Source organism: Streptomyces sp. NPDC001406 (assembly GCF_042895285.1).
GTDB lineage: Bacteria > Actinomycetota > Actinomycetes > Streptomycetales > Streptomycetaceae > Streptomyces.
In genome coordinates, this window is record NZ_JBIAWG010000028.1 from 24,819 (window position 1) to 48,763 (window position 23,945).

Sequence of the window (23,945 nt, forward strand, 5' to 3'; positions counted from 1 at the left end):
CAACCGACCTCACATCCGACTACTTGTCCCACCCGACCCCGTAAGAGGGGGTGCACCCATGCGAATCACGCTGTCCATGCGCGACACCCCGGACTGGCAGGTCGCCGCCGACCTCGTCCAGGACGTGTTCGCCGCCCAGTACGACGCCCGCATCCGGCCCAACCCGGACGCGTTCCTCGCCTACTTCGAGACCGCAGAGGACGACTCGGAATCCGCCCTCGCCTGCGCGGGACTGTCCTTCCCCGAGCAGGAGGGCATCCTGCTGGAGCGCTACCTCGACGCCCCTGTCGAGCAGATCATCGCCGATGAACTGGGCTCTGAGGTGGCACGCGAGCAGATCCTCCAGATAGGCAACATCGCCTCCGTGCGCGCCAGCGCCGGCGGCGAGATCATCAAGGCCCTGCCCCTGGTCATGGCCTGCCTCGGACGCCCGTACGCGGTGATGACCATGACCGGCCGGCTGGCCATGCTGATGCAGCGCCTCGGCGTGGTCTTCCACCCGCTCGTCGACGCCTCCCGCGACCGCCTCTCGCCCGAGGAGGCGGCCCTGTGGGGCTCCTACTACGACACCCGGCCGGTCGTCGGCTGGGCCGAGGCGGCCGCGCAGAGCACCCTGCTGCTCGCCGCGATCGGCCGCTACTGCTTCGAATCGGTCGACATGCGGTTCGTCGGCAACCGCCCCGAGCAGAAGGTGCTGACCCGTGCCGCGTGACACCGAGACCGTGAGCCTTGCCGCCGGACTGCTCGCGCGGGCGGACAGCGACGACGTCATGGTGCGCGTGCTGTCCGCCGACGGCGGCCCCGCCACCGACTTCGGTTACCGCGACCTGATCGGCGCGGCCCTCGTCCTCGCCGCCCGGCTGAGCGAGTGGGAGCGGGAGCACGGCCGCCCCGCCCGCGTCGGGCTGCTCGCCGAGAACTCGCCCGAGTGGGTCGCCGCCGACCTCGCCCTGCTGTTCGCCTCCGCCGTGGAGATCCCGGTCCCCACCGCGTTCGCCGCCGAGCAGGCCGCCTCCCTCTTCGAGACGGCCGACCTGTGCCTGGTCGACGCCGGTGGCGCCCGCGCCCTGGAGCGCTGGACCAAGGACCGCGAGGGCGGCGTACTGCCCGAGGGCTGCCCGGTGACCGAGATCGACCTGCCCGCCCTGCGGGCAGCCGCGCCCGCCACCGCGCCGAAGTGGCCGGTGCCCGCCGAGGACGCGATCGTCAAGGTCATCCACACCTCCGGCACCACCTCCGCCCCCAAGGGCGTACAGATCCGCCGGCACGGCCTGGACGCCCTGCTGACCTCGCTGCGCGCCCGTACCGGCACCGCCCTGTTCGAGCGCTATCTGTCGATCGTCCCGCTGAGCCTGCTCATCGAGCAGGTCGCCGGGCTCTACATGCCCTTCCTCGCGGGCGGTTCGGTCACCTTCATGCCGCCCGGCACCGCGCTGGTCGGCACCGCCGCCGACGCCGCGCCCCGCATGCTCGAACTGCTGCGCAGGGCCCGGCCCACCGCCCTGGTCATCCCGCCCACCGTGGCCGGGCTGTTCCTCGCCCTGTGCGACCAGAAGCCCGAGGAGAACGTGACCGAGCGGCACCTGCGGATCTTCGGCCACGAGGGCCCGGTCTTCGTCGCCTGCGGCGGCGCCCCGGTGCCCGCCGAGATCCTCCAGCGCCTGCACGACTTCGGCCTCACCGTCCACGAGGGCTACGGGCTGAGCGAGAACTCCTCGGTGGTCTCCTGGAACTTCCCCGGCGAGGTCCGCTTCGGCACCGTCGGCCGCCCCCTGGACCATGTCGAGGTGGAGCTGGCCGAGGACGGCGAACTGCTCATCCGCAGCAGCTCGCTGTTCGCCGGCTACACCCGCGAGGACCCCTCCAGCGTCGTCGTCGACGACCGGGGCTGGCTGCACACCGGCGACCTCGCCGAGCTCGACGAGGACGGCTATCTGCGCATCACCGGCCGCAAGAAGAGCCTGGTGATCACCGCCGGCGGGCGCAACGTCTCGCCCGAGTGGGTCGAGGCCCGCTACCGCGAACTGGGCTTCGTCCGCGAGGCGGCGATCGTCGCCGACGGACTGGAGGCGGTGCACGGCCTGTTCGTCGTCGAGGCGGGACTCGACCACGACACCGCCCGCCGCCGGATCGAGGAGTTCGGCCGGGAGCGGCTCTCCGACATCGAGCGCGCCGCGGTGATCCGCCTGATGTCCGAGGACGACCCCGACTACGCCCGCTGCTTCACCGTCACCGGCCGCCCGCGTCGGGACGTCATCCGCGCCCATGTGCTCGGCGAGGCCCCCGGTGCGGCCGCCGGTGACACACGTATCAAGGAGAAGGCATGACCACCGCCTCGAACACCGTCGTGAAGACCAGTCCCTACGGCACCGGCAGCGGCCTGCTGGTGGAACCCGCCGCCGGCACCGCCCTGGACGCCATCGACTCCGCGAAGCTGCTCGAACTGCTGGGGGAGGCCGGCTTCCTGCTGCTGCGCGGCTTCGACACCGACATGACGTCGTTCACCGCGCTGGTGCAGAACACCTCCACCTCCACCACCCTCGACCCCGCCCGCGACTTCTACTCCGACGTCGCGCAGAAGGTCGACGCCGGCCTCGACGAGGTGGGCCTGCACACCGAGAACGGCAACAGCCCCTTCCGCTCCCACCTGGCCTGGTTCTTCTGCGAGAAGGCCGCCTCCTCCGGCTCCCAGACCACCGTCTGCGACGGCTACCGCGTCTGGGAGGCCCTGTCCCCGGCCGCACGCGAGGCGTTCTCCGGGCAGGACATCGTCTACAGCCGGTACGTCTCCGAGCCCCAGTGGCGCGGCATGGCCCACCACCTGATGGGCCGCACCAAGCCCGCCGAGGAGATCCAGATCTCCGAACTGCTCGCCCTGACCGGCACGCTGAAGGGCACCGAGATCGTGCCCGAGGCCGACGGCGGCATCCGCTACTCGTACACCACCCCGGCCGCCGACTCCACCGTCTTCGGCACGCGCCTGTCCTTCGCCAACAGCATCCTCGGCCCCTCCTTCAACTACGAGAAGCCGAAGATCACCTTCGCGGACGGCACCGAGTTCTCCCCGGAGCTGCTCGCCGAGGTCGAGGCCGTCACCGCCGCCCTGACCGAGAACCTCGACTGGCAGCACGGCGACGTCGCCGTCATCGACAACACCCGGGTCATGCACGGCCGTCGCGCCATCACCGACCCCGACCGCACCATCTACAACGCCCTCAGCTACATCGCCGTACCCGCCGCCGCCTGACGCGCCGGGCCGCCGGACGCGCACCCCGCCGGGGGCGCGTCCGGCACGCAGGACTCACAGACAGGGGGAGCCATGGACACACGAGAGGGAGCCATGGGCACCGAACGCCACGCGTCACCCGCCGACAAGCCGGTCGACACCGCCGTGGTCGAGGCCGAGGACCACACCCCGCCGGATCCACGGCGCTGGACCCTGCTCGTCTTCGTCGCCATAGCCCAGTTCATGGTGCTCCTCGACACCACCGTGGTGAACCTCGCCCTGCCCGCCATCCAGTCCGACCTGAAGGCGAGCGCCACCGCCACCGAGTGGGTCCTCACCGGCTACATCCTCTGCTTCGGCGGCCTGATGCTGCTCGGCGGGCGCACCGCCGACCGCTGGGGCAGGCGGCGCACCTTCCTGGTCGGCGCCGTCCTGTTCACGGCCGCCTCCCTGGCGTGCGGACTGGCCGGCGGCACCACCGTGCTGATCGCCGCCCGCGCCCTGCAGGGCTGCGGCGCGGCCTTCCTGTCGCCCGCGGCCATGTCCCTGGTCACCACGTCCTTCCCGAAGGGCCGTGAACGCACCACCGCCCTCGCCGTCTGGGCGGCGCTCGCCGGACTCGGCGGCACCCTCGGCGTCGTCCTCGGCGGCGTCATCACCGACAGCCTCGACTGGCGCTGGATCTTCTACATCAACATCCCCTTCGGCGTCGTCGCGGTCGCCGGAGTCATGCTGCTCGGCAGCCGCCGCGAGGACCTCACCCCCGGCTCCAGCCCCGACCTGCTCGGCGCGGTCACCGTCACGGGCGGCCTGGCCGCGCTCGTCTACGCCATCGTCAACATCCAGGACCACGGCTGGCGTTCGGGACTGTACGTGGTGACGCCGTTCGTCGGCTCGGTGGTGCTGCTGACCACGTTCGTCCTCGTCGAACTGCGGGTCGCCGACCCGCTGATGCCGATGCGGCTCTTCGCCACCCGCTCCCTGGTCGCGTCCTCCATCGGCCGCGTCCTGACCAGCGGCGTGCAGGCGGCCGTACTGTTCCTGAGCAGCTACTACCTGCAGCGCACCCTCGGCTGGTCCACCCTGAAGTCGGGCTTCGCGTTCCTGCCGCTCGGCATCATCGCCATCGTGATCACCGCCCCGGCGACCCGGGTGATGCACAAGTTCGGCCCCCGCCCCGTCTACATCGCGGGCGCCGTCGGCTCCGTCGCCGGCCTGTTCCTGCTCACCCAGGCCCCGCACGACGGCGACTACGTCACCCAGGTGCTGCCCGCGCTGCTCATCCTGGGCGCGGCCATGCAGTGCTGCACCATCCCGGTCAACGTCGCCGGCGTGTCCGACGTACCGCAGGAGCAGCAGGGCATCGCCTCCGGCGTGCTCGTCGCCGCGTTCCAGGTCGGCGCCTCGCTGGGCGTGGCCACCGTCGCCACCAGCGCCCTGACCCGCACCACTTCGGAACTCACCGGCGGCACCGCCCCGGCCGTCGCCTGGCTCGACGGACTGCACCTCGGCTTCTGGATCGCGGCCGGGATCGCGGTGCTCAACCTGATCAACGCCGTCGTCGGTCTGCCCGGCCGGCGTCGCGCCACCAGCACGGCCCGGGCACAGACCACCTGACCCCCCACCCTTACGAGGGAGACCCCCATGGCAAGCCCCGGAGACGTCCTGCGGCTCGGCGAGGACCGGCTCACCTTCCTGAAAACGGCGGCCGAGACCGACGGCGCCTATGTCGAGGTGGCCGTGGAGTACTCCCCGGCCAGCATCAAGCCGCCCCAGCACTACCACCCGCGGCAGACCGAGCGGATGCAGGTGGAGCGCGGGCATCTGCACCTGCTGCTCAACGGCACCCTGCACGAGTACGGTCCCGGCGACGAGTTCTACATCCCGCCGGGCGCCGTGCACTCCATCTGGAACCCCGGCCCTGAGCGGGCCCGGATCACCTGGCGCACCACGCCCGCGTACAAGACGGAGAAGGTCTTCGAGACCCTGTGGGGCCTGACCAACGAGGGCCGCCTCAAGCCCGACGGCACCCCCAGGCTCCAGATGCCGCTGCTCGCGCTCGGCTTCCGCGACGAGTACCGCGTCGTCACCGGCCGCCCGTTCCTGGTCGACATGGCACTGTGCACCGCGTTGGCGCCGCTGTCCGTGGCCATGGGCTACCGCCCCACCTACCGTCCGCCGCAGGAGCGGGCCGGCCAGCCGCAGACGGCCTGATTCGTTCAGGCAGGCTGCTCGGCCGGTTCAGGTCGCTCGGCCGGTTCAGGTCGCTCGGCCGGTTTTCGAGTTCCGTGCGAGGGCCGGCCTAGCGTTGCGTCCTAGCGTCGGCCCCAACGGATTCACCGCGACGCGTGGAGGAACGGGAACATGGCCAGCGACAACGGATTCACTCTCCCGGGCGCGGATCTCCCCGCTCCCGACGCCGACCTGCGCGCCCGGCGCGAGGCGGTGGTCATCGCCCACACGATCGCCGAGACCCAGTGGGACATCGACGGTGTCTTCGCCACGTTCCCGCGCGGCCCCGTCTACCGCATCCAGGCCTTCGAGGAGGAGTCCTTCGTCGGCCCCGAGGCCATCCGCAAGGGCTACTTCGACGACATGCAGAAGGCCTTCCCGAACCTGGAGCACGACGTGCTCCACCTGCACCACACCCCCACCGCGATCATTCTCGAGGCCTGGGCTCGCGGCAAGCAGGAAGCCGACTGGCGGGACATACCCAACCGCGGCAAGTCCATCGACGCGCCGATCCTGGTCATCTTCCACTTCGACGGTGACGTGCTGATCGACGAGACCCTCTACTTCGACATCGACACCTTCAAGCGCCAGCTCGGCTGATCCCGGGCCGCGACACCGCGGGGCCCCGGCCGGCCACGGACGCTGCTGACACCGGCAGCGCCGCCGACGGCCCGGGGCCCTGTGGCGCACCCGCACACCTGGGGGTTCAGCGGTCGCCGAGTGAGGCTCAAGGGGAAGTCGAGTGCCCGTCCGTAGCGTCGTCCGCGCCGGCCGGCCGTGCGCCCGGTCCGCGTTGTCGTACGTCGGACAAGTCTCCGCGACGAGCATCTCGCACTGACCGCCTCCAGAAAGGATGCTCGAATGAGCACCGTCAACCCCCCAGCTACGGGCGGAGGAACGAAGGGGCTGGTCTTCTGGGCCATCCTCACCACCGGCCTCGCCTCCTTCATGGCGGGCCTGGACAACCTAGTGATCATCACGGCGCTGCCCACGATCCGGGAGAAGCTCGGCGGCAGCCTCGCGGACCTGGAATGGACGGTCAACGCCTACACGCTGTCCTTCGCGGTCCTGATGATGTTCGGTGCCGCGCTCGGTGACCGGTTCGGCCGGCGCAAGGTCTTCTGCCTCGGTCTGCTGCTGTTCACGGGTGCCTCCGCGGCGGCGGCGCTGGCGCCGGGGGTCGGTGAACTCATCGCTGCCCGTGCCGTCCAGGGCGCGGGCGCGGCCATCGTGATGCCGCTGTCGGTCACTTTGCTGACGGTCGCCGTCCCGCCCGAGAAGCGCGGCTCGGCCCTCGGTATCTGGGGCGCGATCAACGGCCTGTCGATCGCCGCGGGTCCGCTGGTCGGCGGTGTCATCGTCGAGCACCTGTCCTGGCAGTGGATCTTCTGGCTGAACGTGCCCCTCGGTCTGCTCCTGGCCCCGCTGTCCTGGCGCAAGCTCGCCGAGAGCAGCATCGCCGACTCGCGCCTCGACGCGGTCGGCACGATCCTGTCCGGCGTCGGCCTGTTCGGCATCGTGCTCGGCCTGATCAAGGGTCACGGGGACGGCTGGACCTCGCCGATGGTGCTCACCGGGCTGGTCGGCGGCGCCGCCGTGATGGGTCTGTTCGTGCTGTGGGAGAACCGCACCGACAAGCCCATGGTGCCGATGCGGCTGTTCCGCGGCCGGGCGTTCACGGGTATCAACCTGGCCGGTGTGCTGATGTCGGTCGGCATGTTCGGCGCCATCTTCCTGATGACCCAGTTCTTCCAGCTGATCCAGGGCTACACCGCGATGCAGGCCGGCGTACGGCTGCTCGCCTGGACCGCGATGCCGATGGTGGTCGCACCGATCGCCGGCATGGTCTCCGACAAGATCGGCGGCAAGCCGGTGGTCGCCGTCGGCCTCGCGCTGATGACGGCGGGCATGGCCTACTGGGCGCTCGTCATGGACCCGGACGTCTCCTACGTCAAGCAGCTGCCGGCCCTGATGATCTGCGGCGCGGGCATGGCCATGTTCTACGCCCCGCTGATGAACCTCACCATGGGCTCGGTCGCCGAGCACGAGCAGGGCATCGCCTCCGGTGTCACGGCCGCCACCCGTGAGGTCGGCGCGGCGCTCGGCGTCGCCCTCCTGGCCTCCATCTTCAGCGCCAACGGCGGCTTCGCCTCACCGCAGAACTTCGTCGACGGCCTGGTCCCCGCGATGTGGGTGGGCGCCGCCGCGGTGGGCCTCGGCACCCTGTTCATGCTGATCGTGCCGGGCCGCAGTGCCCAGGACTCGACCCAGTCCGCGCCGGTGGCGAAGTCGTCCCCGGCCACCACGGACGACAAGTCCGCACCCGCCCCGGCCCGCTGACCCCCGTGGCGCGGCGCCGGCTCCCCGCTCCGGGGCACCGGGCCCCGGCAACCCGACCACGCCCGCGGGGGGCCCGCGCCGCGCCCGGGCGTTCTCGACCAGCTCAACCCCGTTGCCCGAACAGGAAACCGAGGAAGCGGAGCATGGCAATCGAAGAAATGAAGGTCAAAGACGCCTTCAGGATCACGCCGTCGCAGATCCCGGACAACCGCGGCCACTTCTTCGAGGCGTGGCGACTGAGCGAGCTGAGCGAGGCGAGCGGCCAGACGTTCGCCGTCCGGCAGGTCAACTACTCGGTCTCGCACCGCAACACACTGCGCGGCATCCACGGTACGACCCTGCCGCCGGGCCAGGCCAAGCTCGTGACCTGTGTGCGCGGGGCCGCCCTGGACGTGGTGGTCGACCTGCGGGTCGGCTCGCCCACCTTCGGCATGTTCGACACCACGCTGCAGGAGGCCGGTTCGGGCATCGGCGTCTACCTCGCCGACGGCCTGGGCCACGCCTTCCTCGCGCTGACCGACGACACCTGCATGAACTACCTGTGCTCCGAGGAGTACGTGCACGGCACCATGGTCGACATCCAGGCCCTGGACCCCGCGATCGGCATCCCGTGGGACACCTCCGAGCCGTTCGTCCGCTCGGACAAGGACGCGGCCGCACCGACCCTCGCCGAGGCCGTCGCCGCCGGGCTGCTGCCGACGTACGAGGAGGCGAAGGCGTCGTACCGGACGCCGGTGCTGTCATGACGGCCATCGCGGTCCTCGGCTCGGGCACCGTCGGCAGCGGCCTGGCCCTGGGCCTCGCCCGCGCCGGCCACACGGTGCTGATCGGCTCCAGCCGGCCCGAGCGCGCACCGGACGAGGAACTGACGCAGGCAGGTGTACGGCTCAGGACACACGCGTCGGCCGCCGAGTCGTCCGAGGTCGTCTTCAACGCCACCCCCGGCGAGCTGTCCCTGGACCTTCTGCGCACGCTGGAACCGCAGTTGCGCGACCGGGTCCTGGTGGACGTCTCCAACGCGTATGTGCGCGGCCCGGACGGACTGCCCGCCGCACCCGTCTACGCGGACTCCAGCCTGGCGGAGGAACTCCAGAAGGCGCTGCCGCGGACCCGGGTGGTCAAGGCCCTGAACTCGATGGACAGCCGGGTGATGACCAACCCCTCCATCCTGTCGATGCCGCCGACCGCGTGTCTCTCCGGCGACGACCCCGGGGCCAAGGAGACCGTCGTCGGCCTGCTGCGCGACCTGGGCTGGAAGGACGACTGGATCCTGGACCTGGGCGGCCTCTACAGCGCCCGCACCCAGGAGTGGCTGATCCTGTTCCTGGGCCCCTTCGTCATGCGCTACGGCATGATCCCCTTCAGCCTGGGCATAGCCCGCTGAGCCCGCGCGGCGGCTTTGGCACCCCCCGGGCCACCGCCGCGCCCCGGGCGCGCCCTTCAGTCCCCCGGCCCGCCCCACCGCGCCCCCGGTCTGCGCCGGGGGCGCGGTCGCGTCTTGAACGACGCCGTGTGTTGAACGACGTAGCTGCACGCGACGTATGAGTCGCAGTGATTGTCCCTTTCGGGGCGCGGAGCGCCCGCACCGCTTGCCCGGCGAAGCCGGGGAAGCGAACATGCGTGCCGCTGTTCGCTGATGACGGTGATGATGGCGGGACAGGGGTACGGGTGTGCGGGCAGCGCACGTACGGTCTCGTGGTGGAAGCCGGGGGAGCCGGGTGGCGCGGGGGCGATCGTGAGAGCGGGGTGACAGGCGTGGCGGTGGTGAGGGAGGCCGACGGGGCCGGGCATGCCCGGTTCACCTACCGGCTGCGCGTGTCGTGCGCCGCCCGTGCGGCGCTGCTGGCGGAGTGGGATCGTTGCCGCTGGATCTGGAACGAGTGCGTCGCCCGCTCGAAGAAGGCCCACCGCGATGGGGAGAAGTGCGGCCCGGCCCGGCTGGACAGGATGCTGACCGGGGCCCGCGCCGTGACTCCGTGGCTGGCCGGGGGATCCTCGGTGCCGCAGCAGCAGCTCATCCGCGACTTCGGCAGGTCCCGCGCCAAGGCGGTGAAGGACATCAAGGACCGGCTCCCGATGGGGCAGCGGGCCGGGATGCCGAAGCACAAGAAGAAGCGTGAGGCCGACCCCACCCTGAACTACACGCGGCGCGGTTTCCGGTTGGAGGAAGGGCGCCTATACCTGGCGGGGAACATCGTGCTGACGGTGGTGTGGTCGCGGGAATTGCCTGCCGACCCGTCCAGCGTGCGTGTGTACCGGGACAGTGTCGGCGACTGGTACTGCTCGTTCGTGGTCCCCGCCGAAGACCAGCCGCTGCCCGGGACCGGCGCGTTGATCGGGATCGACTGGGGTGTGAAGGAGACCGCAACCACCACGAGCGACGCCCACGACCTCCCGCACGCCGAACACGGCAGGAGGGCTCAGGTCAAGCTGAGCCGGTATGACCGGATGATGGCCCGCCGCAGACCGAGAAAGGGACAAGCGGCTTCGAAGGGCTACCGGGAGGCGAAGAAGTGGCGGGCGAAGACCTACGCGAAGATCGCCCGGCAGCGGCAGGACACCGCCCGCAAGTGGGCGAAGAAGGTCGTGACCGACCACGACGCCATCGCCGTGGAGGACTTCCGCCCGAAGTTCCTCGCCAAGTCCTCGATGGCGCGCAAGGCGGCGGACGCCGCGATCGGCGCCACGAAGAAGGCCCTGATCGAGATGGGCCGCAAGCACGGGCGGGACATCCGTCTCGTGCATCCCGCGCACACCACCATGGACTGTGCATCGTGCGGAGCGAGAACCAAGCACGCACTGCCGCTGTCCGAGCGCACCTACACCTGCACCGCCTGCGGAGCCGTCTCCCCCAGAGACAAGAACTCCGCCCGCGTGATGCTCGTCCGGGCAGGTCTGAACCCGGCTGGTGTCGAGGGCACAAGACCTCCTGGAGCGCTGCTCCAAGAGGCGGCCTGAGCCAGGAATCCCCCTCGTTCACGAGGGGGAGCAGTCAATACAATCGAACCATCCCGTCAGGAGGAGACATCGACATCGACCTGGCCGTCCGGGCGCGGCAAGGGGACGGGACGGACGAAGTGCACGACCGCAGCCATGTGCAGGGCCTCGACGGACTCCGCGGCCTGGCCGCACTGTACGTGCTGCTGTTCCACTGCTGGCTGCTGACCTTCCCGGGATTCCCCCACAACTCGGGCCCCTCCTGGCTCGGCTGGCTGATGTACGGGCGTCTCGCCGTCGTCTTCTTCCTCGTGCTGTCCGGGTTCTCCCTGGCCATCACGCCGGCCCGCCGCGGCTGGCAGCTGGGCGGCGGCGCACGGTTCCTGCGCAGGCGGGCCTGGCGGATCCTGCCGCCGTACTGGGCGGCACTCGTACTGAGCCTGGCGGTCGCCTGGTTCGTGGTGCCCGCCTCGCACTACGGCCCGCCGACCGGCAGGACGCTCCTGGTGTACGGCCTCGTACTCCAGGACCTGTTCACGGCCCCGACGCCGAACGGCGCCTTCTGGTCGATAGGCGTGGAGGCGGAGCTCTACCTCCTCTTCCCGCTCTTCCTCCTCGTCCGGCGCCGCCTGGGCGCGGTGGTCCTGGTCGCGGGCGTGACGCTCCTGGTGGTCGCACACGGCCTGGCGGCGGCGAACGGGACACCGGTGGAGGGCATGAACCGGCTGACCCCGGATCTCGCGCCGGTGTTCGTCGCCGGCCTGGTCGGCGCGGGAATCGTCACCGCGCCCGAGCGGGTACGACGCCTGCCGTGGCACTGGCTCGCGGTGCTGACGGCGGCTCCGGCCCTGGCACTTGTGGCCGTCAAGGGATCTGTGTGGACGGTGGACCACTACTTCTGGGTGGACCTGGCCGTCGTACCCGCCATGACGATGTTCCTGGCGGCGGTGGTCACCGGCAGGCCCGTCTTCCTCACCCGGCTCCTGGCCACGCGGCCGATACGCACTCTCGGCAACTTCTCCTACAGCCTCTACCTCATCCATCTCCCGATCGTCATGCTCGTCGTCCGCAAGCTCGCCCCGCACGTCGTCCCACCCGGCCTGCCGACGTTCTGTTTCACCCTGCTGCTGGCCGCGCCGGCCTCGGTGCTGGGGGCGTGGCTGTTCGCGGAAATCTTCGAGATGCCGTTCAAACGGAACCGGTCTTGGAAGGCGATGCGTGCCGCGCTTGCCGGCCGGACAGATACGGCGCACGGCGCCGGCGGCCGGGAGCAGATGAAATGGGACAAGGATGTGACGCCCGCCGGCGACCGCGGCGCTAGAAGTCGGTAAGAAGTGAGCGGCCCTTTTGGATCGGATCGGCGAGCCTGAACTCAGGGATCGAGGGCCCGTGATGCCTTCCGGAGCAGGATGGCGGCGCATGACGGCGACAGCAGTCGCAGCCACGCTGGGCGCGTTCGCAGCCGCGCCAGGCCTGCCATCATCGACCGCCGCTGCGCTGTCGCACGGGCTCGCCCGGTCCGGCGCACCGGCTCCCTTCGTCGACTGCCGGGACACCAAGCGTGTGGCGCTGACCTTCGACGACGGACCGACCCAGTACACAGCGGCCATACTCGGCACACTGGAGCGCCAGCACACCGTGGCCACGTTCTTCCTGATCGGACCGCACGCTCTGCACTACCGGAAGGATGTACCGAGACAGCTGCGGGACGGCGACGCGATCGGCGACCACACGGTCACCCACCCCAACCTCACCCGCCTCCCGCCCGCCCGGATCGACCACGAACTGGAGACCGCGGCGGGGGAGATAGCCTCCGTCACAGGGCAGTGGCCGACCCTGTTCAGACCGCCCTTCGGAGCGTGGAACGCCAGGGTGCGTGGGGCAGCCGGTGCGGAAGGTCTGTCGGTGGTGATGTGGAGCGTCAGCCCCCAAGACTGGAAGAACCACAACCCCCACCTCATCGAGCAGAGCGTGCTGGCACGGGCGCGCCCCGGCGCGATCATCGTCCTGCACGACCGGTACGCGACCACCCACCGGCCGTCCCGCACATCATTCACGCGCTGAAGGCCCGCGGTTATGTCCTGGTCGCCGTCCCCCAGATGTTCGCCACGACCGGCGGCCTGCACCCCACTACGGTCTACGACCATGGGCCGTAGCCGAGCCCTGTGCAGGCGGCACGGTTGCTACTTCTTGTGGCAGCCCCACTTGCCGTTGACCTTGGTGTAGTGCTCGCCGTTGGGGCACTTCTTGTGGGTCGGCGTGGGGTGGGGTGTGGCGGCGTGCTGACTGTCGGCGACACTGGCCTTGGCCGGTACCGCGACGGCGGAACCGGTAGAGGCCACGGCTGCTCCGCCGACCAGCATGCCTGCGGCGACGCTGGCGACCAGAGCGCGTGCGATCCTGCCTCGCATGATCGTCAACCCTTCCGTAGTCGGCGTCAGTAGCGCTCAGTACGATTCTTGACACCGCTGCTAGCGGCTCGCATCTCGATCTCCGGGTGGTTCGGCCGATCCGAAGGTCGAACCTTCTTCTGTTTGTCGGGCGGATTCGCCGGAGGCTGGCCTCGATCCTTCATGAGGGTCCGTCAGCTCGCTGCCGGGCCCTTTGGCTGACCTTTCAGTGGCAGCTTGAAGGCGTGACGGGATCAGGTGACCAGCGATGGGGGCGCGATCGTCCGTGCTCGGTCGTACAGGGCGCGGGCCGCCGCGTTCTTCAGATGAGGGCGCAAGAGACCGAACATCGACTTCACGCGGTCATCGGCGCGGCCGGACTGCACCTTGGGGTAGTCGTCGAGGGCCTGGTGCCAGGTGGTGCAGGCCGCTTCCAGGTGGCCGAGTTCCAGCTGCCGCTCGGCCAGCAGGCCACGACGGTGTACTCGTGTGCGCTGGTACACGCTGGGGCGGAGCCGGTCCGCCTGCTCCATGGCTCCGACGGCTCCTGCCTTGTCACCGAGTTCGTAACGCACCTGGCTGACGTGGTAGTTGAGCGAAGAGGGGTCGTACGAGCCGAACGTCTTTCCGCGTGACTCGGCACGATCCATGGCCGCCTCAGCCTCCCGGATGTGGCGCAGCGCGCCCGATCGGTCGCCCGTCTGCGCGGCGGCATGCGCCTGCTGGCCGGCGAGGAAGGCCCGCATCCGGGGCCCGGCTTTCGGGGAGGCGGCAGCAGCGGCATCGGCCAGTTCAATGGCTTTCGCTCCGTGGCAGAGATCGACCGCCTGGACGCTCATCCCTCTCAGGGTGGTGCAGTACGTCAGGTGATCTTCAGCCGCGCCCGCCAGTTCCAAAGCCTTGACGTAGTAGCGCTGTGCGAGACCGTGCAGCCCTTCGTCCACGGCCATGTAGCCGGTCAGGTAGAGCAGGTCCGAGGCGGCGGACAGCATCGCCTTGCGTACGTTCTCTGGTGCGTTGGCGCGCAGGTAGGAGGCCACGGTGTTGACCACGAACGAGGCCGCCATAGGGCGTGCGTGACGGCCGCCGAACTCGTCGTCCAGCTCCGAGACACGCTCGGTCATGGCAACGACCATGTCCACTTCGTTCATCCCGATACGGGTCGTGCGGCCGGACTGGACGGCCTCAGCACGCCCGACCACATCAGGCCAGCCGGGAATCGTGAGGGCCACGGAGAAAAGGCCGGCACCCAGGACACTGCGGCGGGACGGGTCCATATCCAGCCTCCCCAGGTCGATTACCCCTTCCACGGTATCCGCAGGCGCGGGGGAGTGATCGCGTGGAACGGGCAGGCCGGCTTCGGCATGGGTGACGGGGCGGCCAAGGCGGCGCGAGAGGGCTTCGAGGATGCATGCGCGCACCGCACCTCGGGGGACGGTGCCACTGAGCCAGTGGCTCACCGCCGACTCGTCGTAGCGCAGGGGTGTGCCGGTTTCGGTCCCGACACGGTTCACCGCCCGGGCGAACTGGCGGTGAGTCCAACGGCTTTCGGCGAGCATGCGCCCGAGCGCCACGTTCGGTTCACGCTTGGTCATGCCCTCAACTCCCCGTGCCCTGCGAACTTTCAGGGCTTTCAAGCACCGGCGCTGCGGCAACGGTACCGCTGTGCGTGGTCAGGCGGTTGCGTAGAGACAGCAGGGAACGGCGAAACCTCGCCGCAGCCGTCGTCTGAGGGACTGAATGATGAGAAGCGAAGTGCGGGCCCGACTGGCCCGGATGACCGAGGCGCGGGGCACGAACGGGATGTCGAGGATCGACACCTACGAGGGCACGGACTTACCGCCGGGTTCGAATCGGTTCTCACCGTGTCTCTGCCCGCAGCACCGCCGTACCGCGTCTGAGGTCGAGGCAGCGAAGCTGAGCGCTGCCGTACGCGAGGTCAACGAGCGCAGCCGCGGAGAGCGGCTGTGAGGCGGTCAGGCGTTGTCGTCGGCCGCTACGCCGGACCGTTCCTGATCATCACCATTTCCGCATCGGTCGGCTTCGTCCCGGGCGTGGCCGCCCCTTCCACACCCACCTGACTCCTCCCCGTCATGCGTCCAGGCTCCCCACCTGTGACGAGGGAGGGCCTGCCGCCGCAAGCGGTGGGCACCCCGTCCGGTTGCCATCTTCGCAAGGGTCCGGCAGCCGGACGGGTCCAACTCCGCAGCACCAGCCGCGGAGTCCACTTCAACCGTAAGGGAGAAAGCGATGAACGTGGACGAGCTGTTCACCGGCGATCTGATCACCGGCGCCCCGGCCATCGAGGCCGCACTGCTCGACAAGATGCCAGGTGGTGGCGACAACAACGGCGACCACTGCAGCAAGTGATCCAGGGCTGACGCCAGGCGGGGCGGGGTCGTTCGCGGTCCCGCCCCGCCGCACGACATCGGAAAGGAACGACATGCTGTCGATGCGTCTGCGCCTGGCCGACCTCCAGGAGCCGCGGTGGAAGTCAGAAGGCGGCCGTTGGACCAGCGGCGAGAGCTGGATCGAACCCGCGAACGTGTCCACGTTGGTCCTGGAGGTCAACGACGATCAGGCGCCGCGCGTACAAGTCCGCGTGAAGGAGTGCAAGCAGGACGAGGCCGAGTTCGTCGAACTCACCATGGAGCCCGGACAAGCCCGCTTGGCGGCAGGCGTGTTCGGCACGGCCCCGATTTACCTGACAAAGAAGGCCGGCGACCTGCAGGCCTCGTGGGACCTGACAGCGCTGCGACCGCACTTACGGGCCGACTGCCTGGTGCCACGCGTCGTCGCCCGAACGCTGACGAGGCAGCACCGCTACACGTCCGAGACGCTGTTCGAAGGCGTCTACCGCCTCACCGAGCGGGCATCGGCCACGTTCACCTCCTCAGGACTCAGCATCCACTACCCGGAGCCGGCCGAACACGTACTTGAGCCGCGCACGCTGCGGCCCGGCATTGACCCACTCGCGACTCTGGACGGGTTGCTGATCGACGTGATCCGCCAGGCGCCGACGGCAACGGGGTGCGTGGGAGTTGAGCTGTCCGGTGGCGCGGACTCCGGGAACGTTGCCCTGGCCGTGAAGGCAGCCCGCTTCCCAGAGGCGCACAGCTTCGGTCTGCTGGTGGGAGGGAGCACGGGCAGGCAACAGCGTGAGCGACGCCGGGCCCTTGTGGAGCACTGCGGCTTCCGGGACACGGCCACCCCCGGCATGCAGCACCCGCCTTTCGGCCCCGGAGGCGTGCGCGCTCTGTGCAAGCCACACGATCCGGCGGGAGCCTTCTATCAGGAGGCGTTCGATGTAGTACGCGAGCAGGCAGCCGCCCGGTGTTGCGAGATCATCTTCACGGGCAGCGGCGGGGACGAAATCAACGCCCACCACTCCAGGACGCAGGCTGAGCTACCGACCCCAGAACCCGTGCCGTGGCTCGGCGACAAAGCAATCCGAGCGCGTGCCGAAGTCAACGAGCACCTGGCCCCCATCCCGGTGCTGCCCGTACCGACCCTGATGGCGTTCGGAATGCACAACCCCGGTTTTCTCCGGGCCGGAGTCTGGCCAGTGAGCCCGCTTGCGCACCCGCGGATCGTGCGGTTCATGGAACAGCTGCCGCACGAGCACAAACGCGGCAAGGCGCTGTTCCGCGAGCGGATCAGGCGGGCCGGGCTGCCCGAGTGGGTGGCCGCGCCGACCCAACCGGAGAACTTCCTGGCCGTCCTGGAGAAGGGTTTGCGGTCTTACGGCTTGCCGGTCTTGGACGACATGCTGAAGGAGTCCATTTTGGTGGACCTCGGCTACGTTAACGGCAAGGCTCTCGCCAAGGCGGGTAGGAACGCCGACTCCGCGCCGGTCGTCCCCGATCTGCTGTGCGATGTGCTCGCCCTGGAGATCGGACTGCGAAGCCTCATGTGACCAGCCCCCACACGGAAGCCGAGTACGTGGAAGCCACCAACCTCCTGTACCGCAATCCGGCACTTTACGACATGGTCCAGTCCGACAGCACGGGCGCCGGGATGTGCCGGAACCTGATCGAGCTGCACCGGCCGGACGCCCGGACCCTGGTCGACTTCGGATGCGGTACCGGCCGGGACCTGGAGATTCTGGCCAAGCGCTTCGAGTGCATCGGCGTGGACCTTCAGCCCGGCCTGGTCGACTACGCCCACCAGGCCCGGCCGGAGCTGGACATCCGCACCGGCGACATGCGCACCGTACGACTCGATAGGCGCACGGACGTGGTGACCTGCATGGGCAACAGCCTCGCCTACGTGCACGACAACGAGGCGATCAGCCAGGTCTTCGCCACCTTCGCCGCCCACGCCCGGCCAGGAGCGCTGCTCGTGCTGTGTTCCCCCGTCGCCCCGATCACCCGGATCGAGCCGACCACCGCCACGGTCGACACCCCGACGGGATCCGCGACCGTCACCATCCGCCACACGTGGGACCTGCGGACCCAGATCAACACCATGCACCGGCACTGGATGCTCCCCTCGGGCGACGAAGCCCGAGACGAGATCCGCAGGCGTGTCCTGTTCCCCCAGGAGCTCGAACGCTACGCGGAGGGCGCCGGCTTCGAGGTCCTGGACATGCTCGACGGCACAGGGACAGGGCTTACCGGCCCCACCGCATACACGGTGGCCCGACAAACTCCGCGGTGACCGGCGGAGCGAGAAATGGCACCAGCACCGCCGCCCGACTCCTGACGGCAGTAGCGATGGCAACAGCCACGGATTTCCCCGCACAACCACGGACGCCAGCGGAACGCAAATCACCCGCTGACCGGCGAAGAAGCAGGTAGATGGGTACCGCGTAGCACACGTACTATGTGCTGGTCGGCAGCACGCCGGTGCTGGTGCACAATACCGGCTGTCCAAAGGCAATCGCTTTGGGGCTTACTGTGACCGACGAAAACGAATACTCGTTGCAGGAGTTCGCCGAGGCCAATGGAGCTCAATACTATGATCACTGGGATGATTTCGAATCCGCGGTCAGGGGCGCTCTGAAGGAAGACAGCAAGACGAAGATCTACTTCAACCTCCAGGGCATAGGGAAGCCGGCAATGATCAAAGCAGCCCCATCGTCCGCGCAGGCGCGAGTCGTGTGGGTGAATGGCGACAACCCATTTCCAAGTCCCGAAAAATAGAATGAAAGGTATCCCTGGAGTGTCAGAGGGTCTGCCGCTGCACTTTGACCACGTCTTCCAGGTGTGGTCGTACAGCAAGTCCCACCGGAAACTCGTCCTGCGTGGCCGTCCCGGTCAGGAATATGACGAGTTCGTGGACGTCATCTTCAACAACGTGCTCGGCATGAAGCTCGCGTCCAGCTATCCGCGGCTTTCCGTCGCCATCGCGGCCGACGTCAGTGAGATGGATGAATTCCTGGACATGCCTGAACGCTACGATCGCGGGTTCGTGAACCTAGAGGTCTCATCGGGCGGAACTCGTAAGGGGTTCGTCGTGTGCAAGACCGTTGTGGTCCACCGAGACACAGGCTGGCACGGGCAGGAGGACGTTTCCGGCGAAGCCCTGCGTCCCTGAGCCGCGGCGGCCCCACCGGTCTCGTACCGGTGGGGCCGCCGCAGGCGTTTGACCGGGCGTGAGCTGCTGGGTCAGTTCACAGCGCCGCCCGCTCCTTCAGCGGTTCCCACCACGAGCGGTTCTCGCGGTACCACGTGAACGTCTCCGCCAGGCCCTCGTTGAAGTCCTTGCGGGGGCGGTAGCCGAGTTCTGTGGTGATCTTGGTGCAGTCGACCGAGTAGCGCAGGTCGTGGCCCAGGCGGTCGGGGACGTGTTCGACGCTGTCCCAGGTCGCGCCGGCCAGGTCCAGGAGGAGCTGGGTGAGTTCCTTGTTGCTCAGTTCCGTGCCGCCGCCGATGTTGTAGACCTCGCCCGCGCGGCCGCCGGTGCGGACCAGTTCCAGGCCCTGGACGTGGTCGTCGATGTGCAGCCAGTCGCGGACGTTCAGGCCCTCGCCGTACAGCGGCACGCGCAGGCCGTCGAGGAGGTTGGTGACGAACAGCGGGATGACCTTCTCCGGGAAGTGGTGGTGGCCGTAGTTGTTGGAGCAGCGCGTCACCCGTACGTCCAGGCCGAAGGTGCGGTGGTACGACAGTGCCAGCAGGTCGGAGGATGCCTTGGACGCGGCGTAGGGGGAGTTGGGCTTGAGCGGGTCCGTCTCCGGCCAGGAGCCCTCCGCCAATGAGCCGTACACCTCGTCCGTGGATACGTGGAGGAAGCGGGCGGGGCCGCCGGGGCGGCGCAGGGCCGCGTCCAGCAGGGTCTGGGTGCCCAGGACGTTGGTGATGACGAACTCCGCCGCCCCTTGGATCGAGCGGTCGACGTGGGATTCCGCCGCGAAATGCACGATCTGGTCGTGCCCGGCGACGAGTTCGGCGACCAGGTCTCGGTCGCAGATGTCGCCCTGGATGAAATGGAAGCCGGTGTGGCCGCGGACCGGGTCGAGGTTGGCCGGGTTGCCTGCGTAGGTCAGCTTGTCGAGCACGGTGACCGAGACGTCGTCCGGTCCGTCGGGGCCGAGAAGCGTGCGGACATAGTGCGAGCCGATGAAGCCGGCGCCGCCGGTGACGAGGATGCGTGTGGTGGTCGTCATGACGATATCTGCACCTTGCTGTGGTCGCCGAGGATGAGCCGGTGCGCGGCGGGCACCCGCGGAGCGGGCGTCACCTCCACGTTGCGTCCGATGATCGACGCCTCCACGCGGCGGGCGCCGTGCACCAGGGAGTGGTCGAGGACGATGGAGAACTCGATCTCGCTGTCGGTGATTTCGCAGTCGCCGGCGATCGAGGTGAACGGGCCGATGTAGGAGGAGGTGACCACCGTGCCCGGACCGATCACGGCCGGGCCCACGATGCGCGACGCCGTCACCGTCGCGGTCTCGTCGATCTGCACCCGCCCGATGATCTCGCTGGCCTCGTCGACAGTGCCGTCCAGGCGTGGCTCCGCACGCTCCAGCACCGTCCGGTTGACCTCCAGCATGTCGGCGACGTTCCCGGTGTCCTTCCAGTACCCGGAGATCGTCGTCGAGCGCACGTCGCGGCCGGCGTCGATCAGCCACTGCAGCGCGTGGGTGATCTCCAGCTCGCCGCGCCAGGACGGCTCGATGGCGCGTACGGCCTCGTGCACGGCCGGTGTGAAGAGGTAGACGCCGACCAGCGCCAGGTCGCTCTTCGGCGACTTGGGCTTCTCCTCCAGGTTGACCACGCGTCCGTCGGCCCCGAGTTCGGCCACGCCGAACTGCCGCGGGTCGGAGACCTGGGTCAGCAGGATCTGGGCGTCGGGACGGTCCGTGCGGAAGGCGTCGACCAGGGAGGAGATGCCGCCCACGATGAAGTTGTCACCGAGGTACATCACGAAGTCGTCCTCGCCGAGGAACTCCCGGGCGATCACTACGGCATGGGCCAGGCCCAGCGGCGCCTCCTGCGGGATGTAGGTGACGGAGACACCGAACTTGGAGCCGTCGCCGACGGCCTCCCTGATCTCGTCGGCCGTGTCCCCGACGACGATCCCGACCTCCGTGACACCGGCGTCCGCGATCGCCTCCAGACCGTAGAACAGCACGGGTTTGTTGGCCACGGGCACCAGTTGCTTGGCCGATGTGTGGGTGAGGGGGCGCAGGCGGGTTCCGGCCCCGCCGGAGAGTACGAGAGCCTTCATGGCGTCGAGGCTAGGAGCGGGTACTTGAGCGGGGGTGGGGGATCGGCCGCGCCCACAGGGGCCCTCCAGGGCGGCTCAAGAGGGAGTACGGATCCTCGGTGCAGTTCCGTCACGAGTTCCATGAGGCGAGGCCGAGCCCGAGCCCGAGCCGAGAGAGGCACACACCCATGGCAGACACCCACCGCGCACTCATCCAGGCCTTCGTCGACATGATCAACAGTCATGATGTGAGCACGATGAGCGAGCACACCGCGCCCGGGCACATCGACCACAACCCGGTCGTCGCCGACGGCATAGAGGCCAACGCGGCCTTCTTCCAGCAGATCTTCGACGCGTTTCCGGACGTCCACGTCGTCGCCCACGACGTGATCGTCGACGGGGACCGGATCGCGGGCCGGTTCGAGTACTCCGGTACCCACCGTGGCACCTTCTTCGGCGTCGAGGGCACCGGCCGCACGCTGAGCTTCCAGTCCATCGACATCTGGCGCGTGGAGAACGGGCTGCTGGCCGAGCACTGGGACCAGCTGGACATGGCCGGCATGTTCCACCAGCTCGGCGTCGACTTCTACGCCATGCAGGGCGCCTGAGCAACACACGCGGAAACGCCGGCAGCCCGGCGCGGTGACGGGAGGTTCTCCGTCGCCGCGCCGGGCCGCTTTCCCTGTGGCCGCGCTCCGTCAGCGGCCGGCCGCCCGCTCGACCTCCTCCACGAGCCGGGCGTGGTCCAGGATCGCCTCCGCGTGCGGGGCGAAGTCCTCGCCGTGCAGTACGGCACGGGCGAAGACACCGGCGATGTTGGTGAAGTGGTGGTCCTTGTCCAGGGCCATTTCGCTCACCTCGCCGTCGCGTTCCACCTTGAGTACGGGGGTGAAGTCGTCCGGGGTGCTGAAGGCCCGCTCCAGCCGCAGCCGCCCCCGGCTGCCCCACAGCCCGTACCCGCTGATGTAGGCGTGCTCGACGCCGTAGGCCAGTTGCGCGGCGGCGCCGGACGGCGACACCAGCAGCGCGCTGCCCGCGGGACTCGGCCCGTAGGCGTTGGCCGGGCGTTCCTGGGCCCCGGCCACCCGGAGCCCGGGGCCCAGGAAGAGCTGGGCGGCGCGGATCGGATAGGCGGCCACCTCCGGCAGGGTGCTGGCCCGCCGGGGTGTGCCGCCGGGCTCCTGGGCCGGCCTGAGGGGGATGCCGAACTCCGAGGAGAACAGCTGGACTTCACCGATCAGCCCGTCCGCGACGAGCTCCCGTACCCGGGCGTGCTGGGAGTGGTGGAGGAACATGAAGCCCTCCATCAGCAGCAGTTTGCGCTCCCTGGCGAAGGCCACCGCCTTCTCGGCGTCGGCCAGGCTGGTGGCGAACGGCTTCTCGCACAGCACGTGCTTGCCGGCCGCCAGCGCCCGCAGGGTCCACTCCACGTGCATCTCGGGCGGCAGCGGTATGTACACCGCGTCCACGTCGTCGCGCTCCAGCAGCCGCTCGTAGCCCTCGACGGGCGTGCCGCCGAAGAGGTCGGTGAACTGCCGGGCCTTTTCCGAGGTGCGGCTGGCCACCGCGGTCACCTCGACCAGCGGCTGCCGTTCCAGCGAGGGGAGCATGCGCCGCCGGGCGATGTCCGCGCAGCCCAGCACGCCCAGGCGCAGGGGTCGTACGGCCGTGGCGCTCACCGCGCGAACACCCCGCCCAGCGACCAGACCGCGCGCAGCCCGGTCAGCAGCGTCCGGGCCTCGATGTTCAGGTAGTTGCTGTGCCGTACCAGCGCGCTCAGCTGCTCGGCCGTCACCCACACGAACTCTTCGGGTACGTCCACCGGGAACTCGTCCCCGACCTCCATGAGGACGTAGCGGTTGCCCGCGTGGTGGAAGCGTCCGCCCTCCTCGGACTGCACGGTGTCGTACAGCAGTTCGTCGGGGGTCGCGCGCAGGACGACGTCCAAGTAGCGCGGCCGCAGCTCGGGCGGCAGGGTCAGGGCCCGGCCCGGCTGGCACTGCACGGTCGGGCCGAGCTCGGCCACGTCCAGCACGCCCGCCTCGGACCTGGCCTGCGCCAGCAGGTGCGGCACCCCGCAGATACGGCGGATCAGGAAGGCGGACAGGCCCTGTTCGGCGGGGGCCAGCAGGGGCTGGGTCCAGCTCTTCACCTCGCGGTTGGCGGCCGCCACGGACGCGGCGATGACGGTGAAGTGGTGCCCCGTCTCGTGCTCGATGCCCTCGTCGGTGCGCCGCCAGCGCTCCACCCGGTTCAGCGGCAGGGTGCGCTGCACCAGCTCGCGCCGGGCCTTGACCTCGGTCAGCCGGCTCAGCACCTGCTCGGTCGGGTGCAGCGGGAGTCCGCTCTCGCCGAAGGCCGGGATCAGCGACAGCACCGTACGGGCGTCCATGTTGATGACGTTCGACTCGTGCAGCAGCTGGTGGATCTGGCCGAGGGTCAGCCAGACGAAGTCCTCGTGCTCGGGGACGTCCCCGACGGCCTCCACCACGATGTTGCGGTTGCGCTTGCGCAGGAACCAGGAGCCCTGCTCGGACTGGAGCGAGTCGTACAGCACCCGCGACTGCATCCGCGGCGGCTTGAAGTAGTCGATGTAGCGGACCGCGGCGCCCTTGTGCACCCCGGTGTAGTTGCTCCGGGTGGCCTGCACGGTGGGGGAGAGCTGCACGGTGTCGACGTTGCCGGGTTCCATCTTGGCCTGCATCAGACAGTGCAGGACGCCGTCGAACTCCTTGACGACGATGCCCAGGATGCCGATCTCGGGCTGGTTGATGATCGGCTGCTCCCACGACGCCTCGTGCCCGTTCCACTCGGTGCGCACGCTCAGGCCCTCGACCGAGAAGAACCGCCCGCTGTCGTGCACCAGGTTCCCGGTGGCGTCCTCGAAGTGCCAGCCCACGAGCTCGGAGAACGGGATGCGGCGCACGTCGTAGCGGTTGGTGCGGCGCTGGGCGGAGAACCACTCGTGGAACACCTCGTTGGGCGTCACCGCGCTGTCGAGGGCCTGCGCGGACAGCATGAACCGCTGCACATGACTCCTCGATACACCCGGAGGCGCGACTGCCTGGGTGGTGATGGTCATCAAGGGGCTCCTTCGGCTTGTCTCGCGCACCCTGGGGCGGGCGGCCGCACCACGACGATGGGGCGGCGCGATCGGCTGTGCCTGG

General features: G+C 69.4%; 23 protein-coding genes. 17 read left to right on the plus strand and 6 right to left on the minus strand.

The window, feature by feature from the left end; genetic code table 11:
- The first annotated feature begins 58 nt into the window (after window positions 1-58).
- The 12 genes from ACFY1J_RS42880 (at window position 59) to ACFY1J_RS42935 (ending at window position 12,799) form a co-directional block, all read left to right on the plus strand.
- The gene (locus ACFY1J_RS42880; protein ID WP_390733104.1) at window positions 59-712 is read left to right on the plus strand and encodes a thermostable hemolysin; all 654 of its coding nucleotides are present in this window, start codon (window positions 59-61) and stop codon (window positions 710-712) included.
- On the plus strand, window positions 702-2,327 hold the full coding sequence (locus tag ACFY1J_RS42885) for an AMP-binding protein (RefSeq protein WP_390733105.1): 1,626 nt from the start codon (window positions 702-704) through the stop codon (window positions 2,325-2,327). Before ACFY1J_RS42880 ends, ACFY1J_RS42885 begins: the two co-directional genes overlap by 11 nt.
- Window positions 2,324-3,247: a TauD/TfdA family dioxygenase gene (locus ACFY1J_RS42890; RefSeq protein WP_390712948.1), complete on the plus strand. Its 924-nt coding sequence runs from the start codon at window positions 2,324-2,326 to the stop codon at window positions 3,245-3,247. The genes ACFY1J_RS42885 and ACFY1J_RS42890 overlap by 4 nt, the downstream gene beginning before the upstream one ends.
- A gap of 72 nt (window positions 3,248-3,319) precedes the next feature.
- Entirely contained in the window at window positions 3,320-4,843 is a 1,524-nt protein-coding gene (locus tag ACFY1J_RS42895) for an MFS transporter (protein ID WP_390712949.1), read from the plus strand.
- A gap of 27 nt (window positions 4,844-4,870) precedes the next feature.
- Window positions 4,871-5,440: a cupin domain-containing protein gene (locus tag ACFY1J_RS42900; protein ID WP_390712950.1), complete on the plus strand. Its 570-nt coding sequence runs from the start codon at window positions 4,871-4,873 to the stop codon at window positions 5,438-5,440.
- A gap of 150 nt (window positions 5,441-5,590) precedes the next feature.
- Window positions 5,591-6,058: an ester cyclase gene (locus tag ACFY1J_RS42905; protein ID WP_363301378.1), complete on the plus strand. Its 468-nt coding sequence runs from the start codon at window positions 5,591-5,593 to the stop codon at window positions 6,056-6,058.
- Between the two features lie 261 nt (window positions 6,059-6,319).
- A complete protein-coding gene (locus ACFY1J_RS42910) occupies window positions 6,320-7,798 on the plus strand; it encodes an MFS transporter (RefSeq protein ID WP_390733106.1) in 1,479 nt (492 codons plus the stop codon).
- Between the two features lie 143 nt (window positions 7,799-7,941).
- Window positions 7,942-8,544 carry a dTDP-4-dehydrorhamnose 3,5-epimerase gene (locus ACFY1J_RS42915; protein WP_363301380.1) on the plus strand — a complete coding sequence of 201 codons (603 nt, stop codon included), beginning with the start codon at window positions 7,942-7,944 and terminating at the stop codon, window positions 8,542-8,544.
- Window positions 8,541-9,182: an NADPH-dependent F420 reductase gene (locus ACFY1J_RS42920; protein ID WP_390712952.1), complete on the plus strand. Its 642-nt coding sequence runs from the start codon at window positions 8,541-8,543 to the stop codon at window positions 9,180-9,182. The genes ACFY1J_RS42915 and ACFY1J_RS42920 overlap by 4 nt, the downstream gene beginning before the upstream one ends.
- 371 nt (window positions 9,183-9,553) lie before the next feature.
- Entirely contained in the window at window positions 9,554-10,756 is a 1,203-nt protein-coding gene (locus tag ACFY1J_RS42925) for an RNA-guided endonuclease InsQ/TnpB family protein (protein ID WP_390712953.1), read from the plus strand.
- A gap of 119 nt (window positions 10,757-10,875) precedes the next feature.
- Window positions 10,876-12,066 (plus strand): acyltransferase family protein, encoded by a 1,191-nt coding sequence (locus ACFY1J_RS42930; protein WP_390733107.1) that lies wholly within the window; start codon window positions 10,876-10,878, stop codon window positions 12,064-12,066.
- 88 nt (window positions 12,067-12,154) lie between these two features.
- A complete protein-coding gene (locus tag ACFY1J_RS42935; RefSeq protein WP_390733108.1) occupies window positions 12,155-12,799 on the plus strand; it encodes a polysaccharide deacetylase family protein in 645 nt (214 codons plus the stop codon).
- Between the two features lie 119 nt (window positions 12,800-12,918).
- Here the strand turns inward: ACFY1J_RS42935 and ACFY1J_RS42940 are convergent, their stop codons facing one another.
- Window positions 12,919-13,146, minus strand: coding sequence for a hypothetical protein (locus ACFY1J_RS42940; protein WP_390733109.1), 228 nt, complete (start codon window positions 13,144-13,146; stop codon window positions 12,919-12,921).
- Between the two features lie 233 nt (window positions 13,147-13,379).
- A complete protein-coding gene (locus tag ACFY1J_RS42945) occupies window positions 13,380-14,720 on the minus strand; it encodes a tol-pal system YbgF family protein (RefSeq protein WP_390733110.1) in 1,341 nt (446 codons plus the stop codon).
- An 848-nt stretch (window positions 14,721-15,568) separates the two neighbouring features.
- Here ACFY1J_RS42945 and ACFY1J_RS42950 point away from each other — a divergent pair.
- From ACFY1J_RS42950 to ACFY1J_RS42965, 4 genes are all read left to right on the plus strand, one after another.
- Complete coding sequence (locus ACFY1J_RS42950) at window positions 15,569-17,041, plus strand: asparagine synthase (protein ID WP_390733111.1); 1,473 nt, start codon at window positions 15,569-15,571, stop codon at window positions 17,039-17,041.
- Complete coding sequence (locus ACFY1J_RS42955) at window positions 17,038-17,784, plus strand: class I SAM-dependent methyltransferase (RefSeq protein ID WP_390733112.1); 747 nt, start codon at window positions 17,038-17,040, stop codon at window positions 17,782-17,784. Before ACFY1J_RS42950 ends, ACFY1J_RS42955 begins: the two co-directional genes overlap by 4 nt.
- 167 nt (window positions 17,785-17,951) lie before the next feature.
- Entirely contained in the window at window positions 17,952-18,269 is a 318-nt protein-coding gene (locus tag ACFY1J_RS42960; RefSeq protein ID WP_390733113.1) for a hypothetical protein, read from the plus strand.
- Between the two features lie 19 nt (window positions 18,270-18,288).
- Window positions 18,289-18,663, plus strand: a complete 375-nt coding sequence (locus ACFY1J_RS42965) for a hypothetical protein (protein WP_390733114.1) — start codon at window positions 18,289-18,291, stop codon at window positions 18,661-18,663.
- 76 nt (window positions 18,664-18,739) lie between these two features.
- Here the strand turns inward: ACFY1J_RS42965 and rfbB are convergent, their stop codons facing one another.
- Window positions 18,740-19,735, minus strand: coding sequence for a dTDP-glucose 4,6-dehydratase (rfbB, locus tag ACFY1J_RS42970; RefSeq protein ID WP_390713074.1), 996 nt, complete (start codon window positions 19,733-19,735; stop codon window positions 18,740-18,742).
- A complete protein-coding gene (locus ACFY1J_RS42975) occupies window positions 19,732-20,799 on the minus strand; it encodes a glucose-1-phosphate thymidylyltransferase (protein WP_390713075.1) in 1,068 nt (355 codons plus the stop codon). Before ACFY1J_RS42975 ends, rfbB begins: the two co-directional genes overlap by 4 nt.
- 167 nt (window positions 20,800-20,966) lie before the next feature.
- On the opposite strand from ACFY1J_RS42975, the gene ACFY1J_RS42980 reads away from it, so the two are divergent.
- Window positions 20,967-21,386, plus strand: a complete 420-nt coding sequence (locus ACFY1J_RS42980) for an ester cyclase (RefSeq protein WP_390733115.1) — start codon at window positions 20,967-20,969, stop codon at window positions 21,384-21,386.
- Window positions 21,387-21,476: 90 nt separating this feature from the next.
- On the opposite strand, the gene ACFY1J_RS42985 is transcribed toward ACFY1J_RS42980, so the two are convergent.
- Window positions 21,477-22,457: a Gfo/Idh/MocA family protein gene (locus tag ACFY1J_RS42985; protein WP_390713077.1), complete on the minus strand. Its 981-nt coding sequence runs from the start codon at window positions 22,455-22,457 to the stop codon at window positions 21,477-21,479.
- Entirely contained in the window at window positions 22,454-23,860 is a 1,407-nt protein-coding gene (locus ACFY1J_RS42990; protein ID WP_390713078.1) for an NDP-hexose 2,3-dehydratase family protein, read from the minus strand. The genes ACFY1J_RS42985 and ACFY1J_RS42990 overlap by 4 nt, the downstream gene beginning before the upstream one ends.
- Between the last annotated feature and the right edge of the window lie 85 nt (window positions 23,861-23,945).